This window comes from Mycobacterium sp. NGS69, from assembly GCF_059812165.1.
This window is the reverse complement of sequence record NZ_JCALCD010000004.1, coordinates 288,817-303,790: the sequence shown is the minus strand read 5'-3', so window position 1 is coordinate 303,790 and position 14,974 is coordinate 288,817. Positions and strand designations below refer to the sequence as shown.

14 protein-coding genes and 1 pseudogene are annotated in these 14,974 nt (G+C 67.2%); 7 read left to right on the top strand and 8 right to left on the bottom strand.

Annotated elements, in window-relative coordinates:
* Positions 1–18 precede the first annotated feature (18 nt).
* The 7 genes from AC5Y2S_RS14180 to AC5Y2S_RS14150 form a co-directional block, all read right to left on the bottom strand.
* Entirely contained in the window at positions 19–825 is an 807-nt protein-coding gene (locus AC5Y2S_RS14180) for a thioesterase family protein (RefSeq protein ID WP_499956739.1), read from the bottom strand.
* The gene (locus tag AC5Y2S_RS14175) at positions 822–2,036 is read right to left on the bottom strand and encodes a CaiB/BaiF CoA transferase family protein (RefSeq protein ID WP_499957050.1); all 1,215 of its coding nucleotides are present in this window, start codon (positions 2,034–2,036) and stop codon (positions 822–824) included. Before AC5Y2S_RS14175 ends, AC5Y2S_RS14180 begins: the two co-directional genes overlap by 4 nt.
* A 22-nt stretch (positions 2,037–2,058) precedes the next feature.
* Positions 2,059–3,267 (bottom strand): cytochrome P450, encoded by a 1,209-nt coding sequence (locus AC5Y2S_RS14170; protein WP_499956738.1) that lies wholly within the window; start codon positions 3,265–3,267, stop codon positions 2,059–2,061.
* Between the two features lie 120 nt (positions 3,268–3,387).
* Positions 3,388–5,040 carry an acyl-CoA synthetase gene (locus AC5Y2S_RS14165; RefSeq protein ID WP_499956737.1) on the bottom strand — a complete coding sequence of 551 codons (1,653 nt, stop codon included), beginning with the start codon at positions 5,038–5,040 and terminating at the stop codon, positions 3,388–3,390.
* A gap of 8 nt (positions 5,041–5,048) precedes the next feature.
* Positions 5,049–5,663 (bottom strand): PaaI family thioesterase, encoded by a 615-nt coding sequence (locus tag AC5Y2S_RS14160; protein WP_499956736.1) that lies wholly within the window; start codon positions 5,661–5,663, stop codon positions 5,049–5,051.
* Positions 5,660–6,277, bottom strand: a complete 618-nt coding sequence (locus AC5Y2S_RS14155; RefSeq protein ID WP_499956735.1) for a cysteine hydrolase family protein — start codon at positions 6,275–6,277, stop codon at positions 5,660–5,662. Before AC5Y2S_RS14155 ends, AC5Y2S_RS14160 begins: the two co-directional genes overlap by 4 nt.
* Positions 6,274–7,266 carry a Rieske 2Fe-2S domain-containing protein gene (locus tag AC5Y2S_RS14150; RefSeq protein WP_499957049.1) on the bottom strand — a complete coding sequence of 331 codons (993 nt, stop codon included), beginning with the start codon at positions 7,264–7,266 and terminating at the stop codon, positions 6,274–6,276. The genes AC5Y2S_RS14155 and AC5Y2S_RS14150 overlap by 4 nt, the downstream gene beginning before the upstream one ends.
* 194 nt (positions 7,267–7,460) lie before the next feature.
* Between AC5Y2S_RS14150 and AC5Y2S_RS14145 the strand changes: the two are divergent.
* The 4 genes and pseudogenes from AC5Y2S_RS14145 to AC5Y2S_RS14130 form a co-directional block, all read left to right on the top strand.
* A pseudogene (locus AC5Y2S_RS14145) lies at positions 7,461–7,627 on the top strand (cyclohexanone monooxygenase); the annotation flags it as partial.
* A gap of 19 nt (positions 7,628–7,646) precedes the next feature.
* Positions 7,647–8,765: an alpha/beta hydrolase family protein gene (locus AC5Y2S_RS14140; protein ID WP_499956734.1), complete on the top strand. Its 1,119-nt coding sequence runs from the start codon at positions 7,647–7,649 to the stop codon at positions 8,763–8,765.
* Positions 8,765–9,145 (top strand): nuclear transport factor 2 family protein, encoded by a 381-nt coding sequence (locus AC5Y2S_RS14135; RefSeq protein ID WP_499956733.1) that lies wholly within the window; start codon positions 8,765–8,767, stop codon positions 9,143–9,145. Before AC5Y2S_RS14140 ends, AC5Y2S_RS14135 begins: the two co-directional genes overlap by 1 nt.
* Positions 9,142–10,182, top strand: a complete 1,041-nt coding sequence (locus AC5Y2S_RS14130) for a TIGR03857 family LLM class F420-dependent oxidoreductase (RefSeq protein ID WP_499956732.1) — start codon at positions 9,142–9,144, stop codon at positions 10,180–10,182. Before AC5Y2S_RS14135 ends, AC5Y2S_RS14130 begins: the two co-directional genes overlap by 4 nt.
* Positions 10,183–10,252: 70 nt before the next feature.
* Here AC5Y2S_RS14130 and AC5Y2S_RS14125 read toward each other — a convergent pair whose 3' ends face one another.
* Positions 10,253–11,749 carry an acyl-CoA carboxylase subunit beta gene (locus AC5Y2S_RS14125; RefSeq protein ID WP_499956731.1) on the bottom strand — a complete coding sequence of 499 codons (1,497 nt, stop codon included), beginning with the start codon at positions 11,747–11,749 and terminating at the stop codon, positions 10,253–10,255.
* An 85-nt stretch (positions 11,750–11,834) separates the two neighbouring features.
* Between AC5Y2S_RS14125 and AC5Y2S_RS14120 the strand changes: the two genes are divergently transcribed.
* Genes AC5Y2S_RS14120 through AC5Y2S_RS14110 form a run of 3 tightly spaced genes read left to right on the top strand, consistent with a single transcriptional unit; the run spans position 11,835 to position 14,935 of the window.
* A complete protein-coding gene (locus AC5Y2S_RS14120) occupies positions 11,835–12,857 on the top strand; it encodes an LLM class F420-dependent oxidoreductase (RefSeq protein WP_499956730.1) in 1,023 nt (340 codons plus the stop codon).
* Positions 12,858–12,868: 11 nt separating this feature from the next.
* Positions 12,869–14,089: a cytochrome P450 gene (locus tag AC5Y2S_RS14115; RefSeq protein WP_499957048.1), complete on the top strand. Its 1,221-nt coding sequence runs from the start codon at positions 12,869–12,871 to the stop codon at positions 14,087–14,089.
* Positions 14,090–14,107: 18 nt separating this feature from the next.
* Positions 14,108–14,935 carry an SDR family NAD(P)-dependent oxidoreductase gene (locus AC5Y2S_RS14110; protein ID WP_499956729.1) on the top strand — a complete coding sequence of 276 codons (828 nt, stop codon included), beginning with the start codon at positions 14,108–14,110 and terminating at the stop codon, positions 14,933–14,935.
* Positions 14,936–14,974 lie beyond the last annotated feature (39 nt).

Below are 14,974 nucleotides of genomic sequence, written 5' to 3'. Positions count from 1 at the left end.
TCCTTGTGTCTGGCGGCTCTAACGGCGGCGCACCAGCTGTGCTTGCTGGAGGGCGCCCACCGCTCCGCGCTCGTCGAAAAGTGTGGCGACGGAGACACCCACTCCGTCTCGACCGTAATGGTTTTCGGCTCGAACGCCGATCCATTCGCCTTCCGGCACGCGATGGATGTGCACGGTGAGATCGGTGTTGAGGAAGAGCCATTCGGCGACGCTGAGCCGGCTGCCCATGCCGTTGGCGATGTCGGCCACCGCGAACAGGCGCTGCATCGCCGTCATCGTTTCCCCCTTGACGAGGTCGACGACGGGTCGGGCCCAGCACTCGCCGGGCACGTCGTTGAGAATGTCGTTGAGCCAGCGCCAATCCAGGCTTTGGATATAGGTCTGGTTGGCGTCGCTGTCGGGCCGACGGGGGCGCCCCTGGGCGACCGGTGTCAGCGGGGGAGCGGGCGTGAAACACAGCTCCGCCGCGTCGCCCTCCTGGAAGCGCCAGGCGATCGCGTTGGCGACCGGTCGCGGCCGTTCGTCGGGACCCGGCGCCAGCATTTGGGCGTCGAGCAACTCGATCTTGGTTCCGGGGCGCTCGACGTGCGCGCGAACCCATAGCGGCCCGTCGACCGGCACCGGCCCGAGAAGGTCGACGACGACGCGGCTCAGCCGGGCGTCGTCGCGCGGCGAGCAGCGCTCCAGGGCGCGGACCAGTAGCGCCGAGACGGGGGCCGCGTTCTGCATCGTCGGCGACCACGTGCTGATGACGTGATCCGACGCGCTGAACCTCTCACCCAGTGGATCGTGTGGATCGGCCAGCTCGTAGTAGGCGTCGGTCAAGCGATGGCCCCCGCGTCCTTGAGTTGCTCGATGCGGTCCCAGTCCATCCCAAGTTCCATCAGGACGATCTCGGTGTGCTCGGAGGCTTGCGGCGCGCGCGTCGTCACCAGCGGCTCATGGTTGAACTGGACCGGGCCGCGCACGACGCGGAACGGCTCTCCGCCGCTTGCGACTTCGACCTCGGCGATCATGTCGTTGGCGATGGCCTGCTCGTCGTCGGCCAGGTCGATGAGGCTCTGGAACGGGGCCCACTGACCCTTCATCGTCTTGAGGTGCTGGCGCCAATACGCAAAAGGCTTGGCGGCGAAGGCCTTCGCGATCAACTCGGCGGCCGCGTCGGCGTTTTGGATCAACGGGAGCACGTCGGAGAAGCGGGGATCGTCGGCGGCCTCGGGGATGCCGAGGTGCTCGAAGGTGTCCCGGATGACGCCCGTTGGGCTGATGATGCACAGGTTGATCGTGCCGCCGTCGGACGTTCCGTAGTTGCCCATGAATGGATTCACCGACGGCGCCAGGGAGCCCGGCATGGACGTGCGCATGACCTGCCCGGTCTCCATCCCCTGGGTCACGCTGGCGCCGGCCGCCCACCAGGCCGTGCTGAGCAACGACACGTCCATTTCGACAGCCTCGCCGGTGCGTTCGCGATGCAGCAACGCGGCCGAGATGCCGCCGGCGATGAACATGCCGCCGATGGAGTCGCCGAACGCCGGAATCCCCTGTCCCAGTGCGCCACCCAGCTCCTCGGGTGTCAGCGCGTACCCCACGCCGCTGCGCGTCCAGAATGCCGTCCCGTCGTAGCCGCCGACGTCGCGCTCTGGGCCCTTGTCGCCGTAGGCCGATCCGCGGGCATAGACGATGTTCGGGTTCACCGCGCGGATGTGCTCCACGTCGAACCTGTGCTTCTGCCGCTGTGCCGGCATGTAGTTGGTCAGGAACACGTCGGACGTCTTGGCCAGTTCGTAGATCACTTCCTGGCCGCCCGGCGTCGAAACGTCGATGCCGACGCTGCGCTTGCCCCGGTTGGGATGCTCCATCAGCGGGTGCCGGTTCGGGTCGACCTGAATGCCGCCCATGTTGAGGAAGCCGCGTTGGGTGTCGCCGCGCGTCGGGTGTTCGACTTTGATGACGTCTGCGCCCCAGTCGGCGAGAATCGCCCCCGCCGCCGGGACGAACGTGAACTGCGCAAGCTCCAGGACCCGAAAGCCCTCCATTACCTTCACCATTTTGGCGACCCTACTTCGCGTCGAACGTCACTGGAAGGGCGGTTGGGGAGCGGAAGGGCTGGCCGTGGATGTGCGGGTCGCCGTCGGTCCGCAGGGCGAAGTTGGTCAATCGATCCAGCAGGCAGCCGACCGCGACCCGGGTTTCCAACCGCGCCAGGTGCAGGCCCAGACACGTGTGCTCGCCGGCGGCGAAGGAGATGTGCGGTATGTGCTTGCGGAAGATGTCGAATTCCTCGGAGCGTTCCCAGCGCCGCTCGTCGCGATTCGCCGAACCCATGCACACCCCGATCACCGCGCGCGCCGGAATCTCGACGCCCTCGAGCTCGGTGTCCTCCGTCGCAAACCGTTGCACCGTGGTGAGCGGCGTCTCGTAGCGCAGCCCTTCCTCGATTGCCTGTGGCAGCAGCTCGCGGTCGGCTTGCACCGCCGCGAACTGATCCGGGTGGGCGAGCAGCAGATACAGCAGGTTTCCCGACGAGCGGTACGTGGTCTCCAGCCCGGCCGGCAGCAGGAGGCGCAGGAAGGAGTAAATCGCCTCGTCACTGAGCTTTTCGCCGTCGATCTCCGCGGTGACCAGGTCGCCGATGATGTCCTCGGTGGGCTTTGACTTGCGCTGCTCGATCTGCGCGACGAAGTAGTCCTTCAGCGCCGCCGACGCCTCGAACGCGCGCTCGTAGTTGACGTGGTAGCTGATCAGCGCCACGGCGTGTTCGCGAAACATCGGCAGGTCTTCGGCCGGCAAGCCCAGCAGTTGGGCGATGACGCGGGTGGGGAATTCGAACGTGAATTGCCGGACCAGGTCGGCTTCGCCGGCTTCGATGAACTCGTCGATCAATGCGTTGCAGATCGGCCGCACGATGGTGGGCTCCCACCGTGCCAGGGCTTTGGATTTGAACGCCGCGGACACCAGGTTGCGGTGGTCGCGATGCTTCTTTCCCTCCATCGCCAGAATGGTCGGGCCCATGAAGAGGCCGATCGTTTTGTCGTACGGTGCCGAGCTGAACACCCGGCCGTCGCGGAACACCGTGTTCACCGCGTCGAACGACACCGCGGAATATTCGCGCTTGGGCCGCAGCGATTCGGGCGTCTTGGAGTAGTCCATGACCGTCCCGCGGAACACGCCGGCCTGCTGTCGCTTATGAGCGAAGAACGGGTAGGGGTCACGCAGGCTGACGGTCTCCGAGCCGGTTTGGGAACCCGTCTGAACGTTGGTCGTCACCTAGATCTCCAGCATCTTCAGCAGGAACGGGCGGTCCTTGCGTAAGATCGTACTGTAATTACTACAGTAGGCAATATGGGCGCGGTTTTCTCGCTCCGCGCCAAGCTCCGGGCTTAGCCGTCAGCCGTTCTCCGCCTGCTCGCGCGCCCACCGGTAGTCCGCCTTGCCCGACGGGCTGCGCTCGATCACTGGGCGGAACACGATCGCCTTGGGAAGCTTGTAGCGGGCCAGGGACTCGCCGGCGTGCTTGATCAGCTCGTCGGCGTCCGCGCTCGCGCCTTCGGCCAGGGCGACGACGGCAACGACCTCCTGTCCCCACCGTTCGCTCGGCCGCCCGGCAACCACCACGTCGGCAACCGCCGGGTGCGACGCGAGCGCGGTTTCGACCTCCTCGACGAAGATCTTCTCGCCGCCGGAGTTGATCGTCACCGAATCGCGGCCCAGCAATTCGATGGCGCCGTCGGCGCGGTGGCGGGCACGGTCGCCGGGAACCGCGTAGCGCACCCCGCCGATGACCGGAAATGTCTTGGCGGTCTTGGCCGCATCGCCCTTGTAGCCCAGCGGAACGTATCCCCGCTGCGCGAGCCAGCCCATGCTCTCATGGCCGGGCGGCAGGATCGAGGTGAGGTCTTCGGCCGCGACGAAGGTGTCGGGCCCCGCGTTGAAGGTGCCGGTCGACACCGCGCCCGACATCGACATGTGGTGCATCTGCGCGCCGGTCTCCGACGACCCGACGCCGTCGATGACCAGGGCGTTGGGCAGCGCTTCGATGAGTTGCTGCTTGACGTACGGGGTGAGCAGGGCGCCGCCGTTGGCCACCACGGCCAACGACGAGACGTCGGCGATCCCCTGCTCGATGGCGGCGACCAAGGGTCGCGCCATCGCGTCACCGACCACCGTCACCGTCATCACCCGTTCACGCTCGATGGTGCGGACGACGTCTTCGGCGTCGAAATGGTCGACGACGGAAGGGAAGACGACGGTCTGGCCGGTGGTGATCGCCGTCATCACACTCCACTGGGCCGCGCCGTGGATCAGCGGCGGCAAGATCAGCAACTTGGTGCCGGGGCCGGCCGCGGCCCCGGCGACGATCTCGTCGACGGAGCCGAACGGCTCGCCCGTCACCAGGTTTCGGCCACCGAAGGACGTCATGAAGATGTCGTGCTGGCGCCACAGCACACCCTTCGGCATGCCCGTCGTCCCGCCCGTGTACAAGACGTACAGGTCATCGGGGGAGTGCTGCACGGGCGGAGGCTCCGGCGAACTGGACGCCAGGATCGTCTCGTAATCCACCGCACCGTAGATCAAGTCGTTGCCCGAGTCGTCGGCGATCTGGATCAGCACCCGCAGCTGCGGCAGATCCGGCAGGATTTCGGCCACGCGCGGCGCGAACGCGGCATGGTAGATCAGGGCGGTCGCGCCGGCGTCCTTCAGCAAGTACTGCAGCTCGCTCTTGACGTAGCGGTAGTTGACGTTGAAGGGGGCGACCCGCGCCTGGAAGCTGCCCAGCAACGCCTCGACGAACTCACTCCCGTTGTAGGCGTACAGGCCCAGCAGGTCCTGACCCACCTCGTGGCCGGCGAGCGCGGAGCGCTCGGTGTGGCACCCCAGGCCTCGTGAACGCAGGTATGCCGCGAGCCGGTTCGCCCTTTCGAGGAGCTGTGCGTAGCTGGAGTGCCGTTCACCCCGGATCACCAGGTCTCGGTCGGGGATGGCCGCGGCGACGGCCGTCGCCACTGCGGGAACGGTGAATTGTGTTGCGGTGTCTGACATCTTGCCTCTCACGGCTGGTGGGGTAGCAGGCGAACCATCAGGCCGTTTGCTTCGCTGAGCAATGTGCCGTCGGCAGCCGTCATGCTAGCGGCTACGAAGAATTTCCGGCCGTCGACGTTCGAGATGCGGCCCTGGGCGCTCAGCGGCTCGTCGATCGGCGTGATGCTGCGATAGTCGACGTGCAGGTAGGCCGTTCGGGTAGGGGGGACGCCGGCGGTGGACACGATCATCCCGAACAGCCAGTCGTAGAGGAGAGGAATCATGCCGCCGTGGACGGCGTTGTTCCCGCCCACGTGCGAGCGGGTGAAGTGGCCGTGCATGGTGACGCCGTCCGGCCCGGATTCGGTGACCAGCCATGGCGGCAGCAGCGGGTGTCCCAGCCCGGGCAGTTCGATGACGCGCCCGCCCGGCGACACGCCCTCGGGCACCTGGTGCCCGTCCAGCAGCGCGCAGGCGCTTTCCACGTGCTCGGCCGCGGTGCTCCACATCGAACTGTTGGTGGACACGGTCAGGTCCTGCAGGCGGCGCATCGCGGCGACGAACCGCCCCAGCCCGGGCGGCGCGTGCTCGGTCGGTTTGATCTCGGGGAATCCGCCTTGTACCCCGGACGCGGTTTCGGTCATGGCCTGTTCCATGCCTGCAGCAGGTCGTCGGTCGTGGTGATGGTCGCGAGCAGCGACAGGGTGTTGGCGATGACGGCCTCGCCGTACTCGGCGGGCACGCCCGCCACGGCGTCCTTCGGCACGACGACGCGGTAGGCGGCGTTGACCGCGTCCATTACGACGTTGGGGATCGCGATGTTCAGCGAGACGCCCACCACGACGATGGTGGACACCCCGAGGTTGCGCAGCACCGCGTCGAGGTCGGTGCCGCCCATCGGCCCGACGCCGTGCCAGCGGCTCAGCACCAGATCGGTTGGTTCGGGACCCAATTCGGGCAGCAGGGCCGCCCCGGGGGTGCCGGGGGTGATGCCGACGTCTCCGCCGCCGATGGCGAAGATCCTGGCGTTGTGGTTGGAGCCGAGCCCGTCGGGCCGGCGCTGCACCAGGCAGTGCACCACGCGCACCCCGGCCGCCCGCGCGCCCGGCAAGAGCCGGACGATGTTCGGCAGAGCGACGCGGCGCGCCTCCTCGGCGAGGACCGCCAGCCCGGCCTTCGGGCCGATCACCGCGCCCTGGCATTCCTGCGTGACGATCGCGGTGTGCCCGGGCGCCACCAGGTCGTCGAGTGCCATCATGCCGGTACTTCGTAGAACTGCGTGGCCCACTTACGCAGCGCCATATAGCCTTTCGCGTCCACCTTGGACAGCGGCGGGTGCTCCACGTACCGCTGGTAGCGCCAGATCTGCAGGTCGTCGAAAACTGTTGATAGGAACTGCCTTTCGATCACCTCGCGCAGCTTGCCCTCCGGCACGTCGGAGTCGTCGCCCGGGATGCGCGGCCACCAGATCGAGTAGAACAGGTCCGAGCACTCGTCGTCGACCGGTGTGCAGGTGAAGATCAGCCGATGATTCTGCGCGCCCTCGAAGACGCTGATCGCGCCGCCCAGGCCGAACAGGTGGCTGTGGAAGCGCAGCGCGAGATCGTCGGGGTTGTCGCTGCCGGCGTCCGGCCAGCCGGCGATGAATTGCCACTCGTGCTCGACGATCTTCCAGTCCAGCACCCGGGGCGTCACCGTGGCGTGGTGGACGTATTCGAAGTGCGCGCTGTCGGGCGCGTTCTCGGCCACGATCTGCGGGTGCACCGGTTCGCGCTCGGCGCGCCGGGAGAACTCGGGATACGCCCGGTAATACGCCGCCGGATCGGTGTCGAACTGCGGGAACTTTCTGAAGATGCCCGGCATCTCCCACTGCGGCTCCTTGCCGTCCGGCTGATGCCAGACGAACACGCAGTCGTACTGCTCGCGCACCGGAAACACCCGAAGCCGCAGCGCACGGTTGGGCCGGTCCGGCTGATAGGGGATGTAACGGTTGGTGCCGTCCGGACCCCAGCGCCAACCATGGAACGGGCACTCGACGCAGTCGCCGACCACCTTGCCGCCGTGACCGATGTGGGCGCCGAGGTGCTTGCAGTGCGCTTCCAGGACGTGCAACTCGCCCTGCTCGTCGCGGTAGGCGACCAGATCCTCGCCGAAGTAGTGCAGCGGCCGCACCTCGCCGACCGGGAACTCGGGTGACCACCCGACCATGAACCAGCCGGTTACTTTCCAGGTGAAAGGCACTTTCACGCCGGCGTCTCCCATGATCGTTGATACTAAGGTCGTTACAGTATAGATTTCAGCAGTTCGGCCGGTAAGCCACAAGGAGAGAGAGATGAACCAAGCGGCTGACGAGCTGGAATCGATCCGGCAGCTCACGCCCGCTACTGCCGGTTCCTGGACACCACGGAGGTGGAGTCCAGGCGCGCCGTATTCACCTCGACCAGGAGTGGATCGAGCACACCACCGCGCTGGTGGCTCCGACGGTTTGGGGGCACCCGTCGCGCAATTCCTGGTAAGACGGTGGGGTTATACCGGCGGAATTCCCGAATACCGGCGCCGCTGCGACACGATCGCGGCGGGCGGATACACCGGGTTCAAGCTGACCTAGCCGTGGCGAGGTGAGCGGTATGTCATGGGCGACACGGGGGCTGGGGCTCTCCAAGGAGCTGGCCCGCGAGATGAGCATGCTGCTGCCCCGCACGGTCACCGGCCTGCACGAATCGACCGGGTGGGCGCCGGCGTCCCCGCGGGGCCTGCGTCAGTTCGGTGAGGTCATGCTGGACGAGCTTGTGCTGAGCGGTTTTTCGCTGCTGGCCGGCGGCCCGGCGGAGATGCGGCCGGTGGACTCGTGCAGCGCGGCGGCCGAGGAACTGTCGGCACTGGGCATCGAGGGGGCGCACGCCGCGCCGAAGCCGTTGCGGGCCACGTCGATACGGCGGCGCAGGATCGCCGGCCTGGAATACGAGCGGATGATGTTTGAACACGATCCCGGCCTGCCGCCGACGCTGGAGGCCGAATGCTTCGGCGGGCCGGCCCGCGCGGTGGTGCACCTGTGCCGGCATCGCGATGGCCCGCGCCCGTGGCTGGTGTGGGTGCACGGCGCCGGTCAGGGCGGCACGGAGGACCTGTTGCTGTCCCGGATCGGCCGGATACATCACACGCTGGGTTTCAACGTCGCGATGCCGGTGCAGCCAGGTCATGGCTGCCGGCGCCGCGAATGGCCGGCCTACCCGGACGTCGATCCCCTGGGCAACGTCGCGGGCATGATGCGCGCGGTCTCGGAGGTCCGCGCCGTGGTGCGCTGGGTCCAGCCGCAGGCCACCGCCGTTGTGGTGTCGGGCATTTCGATGGGTACCCCGGTGGCCGCGCTGGTTTCTCACCTGGAGAGGCAGATCGACGCGGTGGCGCTGTACACCCCGATCCTCGGGCTCAACGCGATGATCGCGCGGCACCTCGGACGCTGGGGGCAGTCCCGCGCGGGTTTCCGCGAGGTGTTGGGCTCGCCGGAGGTCTCGATGCTGACCTCGGTAATCGACCCACTGCGGGCCGATCCCGCGCCGCCACCACACCGTCGGCTCATCGTCGGGGCCTGGCACGACCGGATGGCGATGCGCGACCCCGCGGTCGCGCTGCAGGAACGCTGGGGCGGCCAGTTGTACTGGTACGACGGCGGACACGTCGGACACGTCTTCTCCCGGCGCGTGCTCGCGGTGACCGAACGCTTCCTGCGAGAGGTGGCCGGTTGATGGCCGGCACCCGGACGGCCCGCGAAGTTGTTGAGCTCTACAACCTGGTGGTGTGGAACGAGCGCAATCTCGACCTGGCCGAGGAGCTGCTGGGCGACAACGTCATTCGGCACGAGGTCAATGAGGCGCACACGCTGACCCACGCTCAGGCGGTGCAGCGAGTGGCAGACATGTTGGCGCTGTTCGACTCGTTGCGCTTCGACCTCAAGATCGTCGTCGAGGGGGACGACGGCGAGCACGTGGCGATCGTCTACGACTCGTCGATGACCACCAAGGACGGCATCGAGACCAACGTCGGCAGCATCGAGGTGTTCCGCGTCGTCGGCGGCAGGATCACCGAGGTCTGGAATTGCGGCTACCAGCAAGGGGTTTGGAATTGACCGAGCGCACGCTTGACGAATTGGGGTACTACCTGCTCGCCGGGGCCGGCGGCGAGGGGCCGGCAACCCTGATGGACGAGGCCCGCCGCGGCGAGGAGTTGGGCTTCGGCACTGCCTTCATCTCCGAGCGCTGGAACGTCAAGGAGGCGTCGTCGCTCGTCGGCGCGGCGTGCGCGGTGACCAGCCGGATGCAAATCGCCACCGCCGCAACCAATCACAACACCCGTCATCCGCTGATAACCGGATCGTGGGCGACCACCATGCATCGGCTCTCCGGCGGGCGATTCACCCTGGGCATCGGCCGCGGTATCGCCGCCATCTACGGGGCGTTCGGCATCCCGGCCGTGACGACCGCCCAGATGGAGGACTGGGCCCAGGTCATGCGCAGGCTGTGGCACGGCGAGTTGATCTTCAACCACGACGGCCCGATGGGAAAGTACCCGATCCTGTTTCTCGACCCGGACTTCAACGAGGACATTCGCCTGGCGCTGGTGGCATTCGGGCCGAACACGCTGGCGCTCGGCGGCCGGGTGTTCGACGACGTCATCCTGCACACCTACTTCACCCCGGAGACGCTGCAGCGCTGCGTGGCTACGGTGAAGTCCGCCGCGGAGAGGGCGGGCCGCGACCCGGACAGCGTGCGGGTGTGGTCGTGCTTCGCCACGGTCGGCGACCACCTTCCCGAGCAGCTGCGGCTGAAGAAGACCGTGGCGCGCCTGGCCACGTATCTGCAGGGGTACGGCGATCTGCTGGTGCAGACCAACGAGTGGGATCCCGCTGTGCTGCAGCGTTTTCGGGAGGACTCCGTGGTGACGTCGATCGCCGGCGGGATCGATCACAAGGCCACGCCCGAGCAGATCGAACACATCGCGACGCTGATCCCCGACGAGTGGCTGGAACCGTCGGCCACCGGTTCGGCCCGGAAGTGCGTGGACCGCATCCGCAAGGAGTTCGACTATGGGGCCGACGCGGTGATCATGCACGGCGCGACGCCGGACGAACTCGAGCCGGTGGTCACGGCCTATCGGGCCGGCTGACCGCGAGCGTGCGCACAATGTCACGTCAGAGCGGCGTGTCGCGGACAAACACGCTCGCTCGCGACGAGCGCTACGGCAGGATGACGGTCCGGCTGACGGGCTCGGCCGCGGCCTGACGGCTGGACAGCGCACGACGCAGCGAAACCAGTAGCGCGTCACGGGTTTCGCGTGGATCGATGAGCTCGTCGAATCCCAGGTGCTCGGCCGAACGATAGGACGCCTGCAACTCGGCGTCGCGCAGCTTGGCGGTGATGTCCTCGTCGGCGTGCGTCGCCCGGCCCAGCGCCGCCGCGCTCATGGCGCCCATGGTCGCGCCCGGATAGGCGAAGGTCGCGCTCTGGTGATCGAAACCCAGCAGCGACATCACCATTGAGCCGAATCCGTAGGCCTTGCGCAGCGTGACGTGCAGTTTGATCGTGGTGGCCGCCGTCTGCGCGGCGAACATCCGCGCACCGGCGCGCAGCACGCCGCTGCGCTCGGACCGGCTGCCGGGCAGCATGCCGGGGTTGTCGGCGAGGAACACGATGGGCAGATGGAACGAGTCGGCCACCAGGATGAAATGCGCCGCCTTGTCCGCGGCGGCGGCGTCGATGGAGCCCGCGAGCACGTTCGGCTGATTCGCGACCACCGCGACCGGGTGGCCCCCGAGATGGGCCAGCGCGCAGATGATCGCCCGGCCGTACTGCGGCTGCACTTCGAACCAGTCGGGCCGGTCGAAGACCACGTCCAGCACGGCGCGCATGTCGTAGACGCGGCGGTTGTCGCGGGAGACGATGTCGAGCAGTTCGGGCGTCGCGCGTGGCTCGCTGTCCTCGTCGGGCGGCAGCGGCGCCGGGTACGACCACGCGCTCGGCGGGAAATAGGACAGGTAGCGGCGGATCTCGGCGATCACGGCCTCGTCGTCCTCGGCGACGTTGTGGATGACCCCGCTCGGTAGGGCGGTGGCGGGCCCGCCGAGGTCCTCCTTCGAGATCTCTTCTCCGGTTGACTCTTTGACGACCGGCGGGCCGGCGGTGAAGATCGCGCCCTGTCGGCTCATGATCCGGAAATCGCAGACCGGGGCGACGAGGGCGCCGTGTCCGGCCGAGGGCCCGAGTACGGCGGCGACGGTCGGCACCCGGCCCGAGCACTGCGCCTGGGACAGCAGGTCCGTCGGGGTACGACCGTAATGTCCGCCGCCGGGACGAAAGCCGGCGCCTTCGAGCAGCATCACCAGGGGAACCTTGTCGCGCAGCGCGAGTTCGGCGATGCGGTAGCGCTTCGCGTTGCCGCCGGGTCCGATGCTGCCGGCCAGGGTGGTGAAGTCCTCCGCGCCCAACATCACCGGCGAACCGTTGATCAAACCCGAGCCGACGACCAGCCCGTCGGCCGCGATCTCGCCGCCGACCAACGTGCCGATTTCGCGGAACGTCCCCGGGTCGGTGAGCCGCTCGATGCGCGAGCGGGCGTCGAGCTTGCCCTTGCCGCGGTGCTTGTCGAGGCGTTCGGGCCCACCCATGCCCCGTGCGCTCTGCCGGCGACGGTCGAGGTCTTCGAGCGTCTCCTGCCAGTCCGGGGGTTTTGTCATGCCTATGTCCTACCTCATGGAAACTCGCGATCGCCGTTACACGTGCAGGGTCACATACTGGATTGCTTACTGTAAAGTTACCCGCATGGCTGACGACCCTCGCCTCAAGATCGACGGGGGCATCCCCAATCAGCTGGCGCGGGCCGCCGAGGCCGCCCAAGCCCTGGAAGAGCAGGGGTACGACGGCGGCTGGACCGCCGAAACCAGTCACGACCCTTTTCTGCCACTGCTACTGGCCGCCGAACACACGTCGCGACTCGAGCTGGGCACCAACATCGCCGTGGCGTTCGCCCGCAATCCGATGATCGTCGCGAACATCGGCTGGGACCTGCAGGCGTACTCGCGGGGCCGGTTCATCCTCGGTCTGGGGACCCAGATCCAGCCCCACATCGAGAAGCGGTTCAGCATGCCCTGGAGCCATCCGGCGCGCCGGATGCGGGAATTCGTCTCGGCGCTGCACGCGATCTGGTCCGCGTGGCGCGACGGCACCAAGCTCGCGTTCGAGGGCGACTTCTACACGCACAAGATCATGACCCCGATGTTCACCCCCGAGCCCCAGCCCTACCCGCCGCCGAAGGTGTTCCTGGCCGCGGTCGGTGAAGCGATGACCGAGATGTGCGGCGAGGTCGCGGACGGCCACCTGGGCCACCCGATGGTGTCGAAGCGCTACATCACCGAGGTCACCACCCCGGCGCTGCTGCGCGGCCTGCAGCGAGCGGGCCGGGCCCGCAAGGACGTCGAGCTGTCGGCCGAAGTGCTGGTGGCCACCGGGGAGACCGACGCCGAACTGCGGACGGCCACCGCCGCCGTGCGCAAGCAGATCGCCTTCTATGGATCGACTCCGGCCTATCGCAAGGTGCTGGAGCTGCATGGCTGGGGCGAGCTACACGAGGAGCTCAACCGGCTGTCCAAGCGGGGGGAGTGGGACGCCATGGGTTCGTTGATCGACGAAGACATGCTGGCGACCTTCGCCGTCGTCGGCCCGGTCGCCGAGGTCGGTGCCGCCCTGAAAAGCCGCTGCACGGACGTGGTCGATCGCGTCCTGCCGATCTTTATGACCGCATCGCAAGACTGTGTAAGCGCCGCAATGAAGGAGTTCCGCCAGTGAGCACGCCGACGATGGATGACGCCGCCAAGCTGTTGACGGATCCATTGGCCTACACCGACGAGCCGCGTTTGCACGCGGCGCTGACCCACCTGCGGGCCAACGCCCCGGTGTCGTGGGTCGACGTGCCGAACTACAAGCCGTTCTGGGCGATCACCAAGCACGCCGACATCATGGACATCGAGCGCGAGAACATGCTGTTCACCAACTGGCCGCGCCCGGTCCTGACCACGCTGGAGGGCGACGAGCAGGCGATCGCCGCCGGCGTGCGCACCCTGATCCACCTCGACGATCCGCAGCACCGGGTCGTCCGTGCGATCGGTTCCGACTGGTTTCGTCCAAAGGCGATGCGGGCCTTGAAGGTTCGCGTCGACGAGCTGGCCAAGATCTACGTCGACAAGATGATGGCCGCCGGCCCCGAATGCGACTTCGTTCAGCACGTCGCGGTCAATTACCCGCTCTACGTCATCATGTCGCTGCTGGGGCTGCCGGAGCACGACTTTCCCCGCATGCTCAAACTGACCCAGGAGCTGTTCGGAAGCGAAGACTCCGAATTCAAACGCGGCACCACGAACGCGGACCAGCTGCCCGCACTGTTCGACATGTTCGAGTACTTCAACGCGGTGACCGCGGCTCGTCGCGAGCACCCCACCGAGGACCTCGCTTCGGCGATCGCGAACGCCCGCGTCGACGGCGAACCGCTGTCTGACATCGACACCGTGTCGTACTACCTGATCGTCGCCACCGCGGGTCACGACACCACCAGCGCGACCATCTCCGGTGGCATGCAGGCGCTCATCGACAACCCCGACCAGCGTCAGCGCCTGCGCGACAACCTCGACTTGATGCCGTTGGCCACCGAGGAGATGATCCGCTGGGTCACCCCGGTCAAGGAGTTCATGCGGACCGCGGCCAGCGACACGACCGCGCGCGGAATCCCCATCGCCGCAGGGGATTCGCTGCTGCTGTCCTACGTATCGGCCAATCGCGACGAGGAAGTCTTCGACGACCCGTTCCGCTTCGACGTCGGGCGCGATCCCAACAAGCACCTGGCCTTCGGCTACGGTGTGCACTTCTGCATGGGCGCGGCGCTGGCCCGCATGGAGGTCAACAGCTTCTTCTCCCAGCTGCTGCCCCGGCTGAAGTCCATTGAGCTGACCGGCGATCCGGAATTGACCGCCACCACCTTCGTCGGGGGCCTGAAACACCTGCCGGTGCGCTACTCGCTGACCTGATTCCCTAGCCTCGAGGCTATGGCGCGCAGGACGATCGTCATCACCGGTGCCAGCGACGGCGTTGGGGCCGCGGCGGCCCGCCGGTTGCGGCAAGGCGGCGACAACGTCGTCGTGGTCGGCCGATCGCCGCGCAAGACCGCCGCCGTGGCCGACGAGTTGGGCGCGGATCATTTCGTCGCCGATTTCGCCGACCTGTCGCAGGTGCGGGCGTTGGCGGACAAAATTCGCTCCGCGTATTCGCGCATCGACGTGCTGGCAAACAACGCTGGCGGCATGTTCACCACGATCGAGACGACCGGCGACGGTTACGAGACGACCTTCCAGGTCAACTACCTCGCGCCGTTCTTGCTGACCACGCGGCTGATGGACGTGCTTGTCGAGTCCCGGGCCGCCGTCGTCAACACGACCAGTTCGTCACACAAGCTGCTTCGCCGCGTGACCGTCACCGACCTGGAGGACACGGCCCGACGCAGGCCCAGCACCGCCTATGCCCTCACCAAGCTGGCAATCGTCCTGTTCACCAGGGAATTACATCGCCGATATCACGACAGTGGGCTGTCGGCCGCGACGTTTCACCCCGGGTTTGTCAACTCGAACTTCGGCGAGGCATCGGGTTCACGGTTCCTCGTCTTCATGAAGTATCACGTGCCGTTGATGGTCCGGCTAACCGCCACCGCCGACGAGGCGGCCGACCAGCTGGTCTGGTTGGCGTCGAGCACCCCCGGAGTCGATTGGACGTCCGGCGAGTACTACTCGAAGGGCAAAATCGGGAAAGCCAGCCGCGTTGCCTACGACGCCGACCTCGCCCGCGAGTTGTGGGATCGCACGGCGGCGAAGATCGCCTAGGCACTGCGAAGTGCCATTGGCAATTGCGGGTGGGACCAA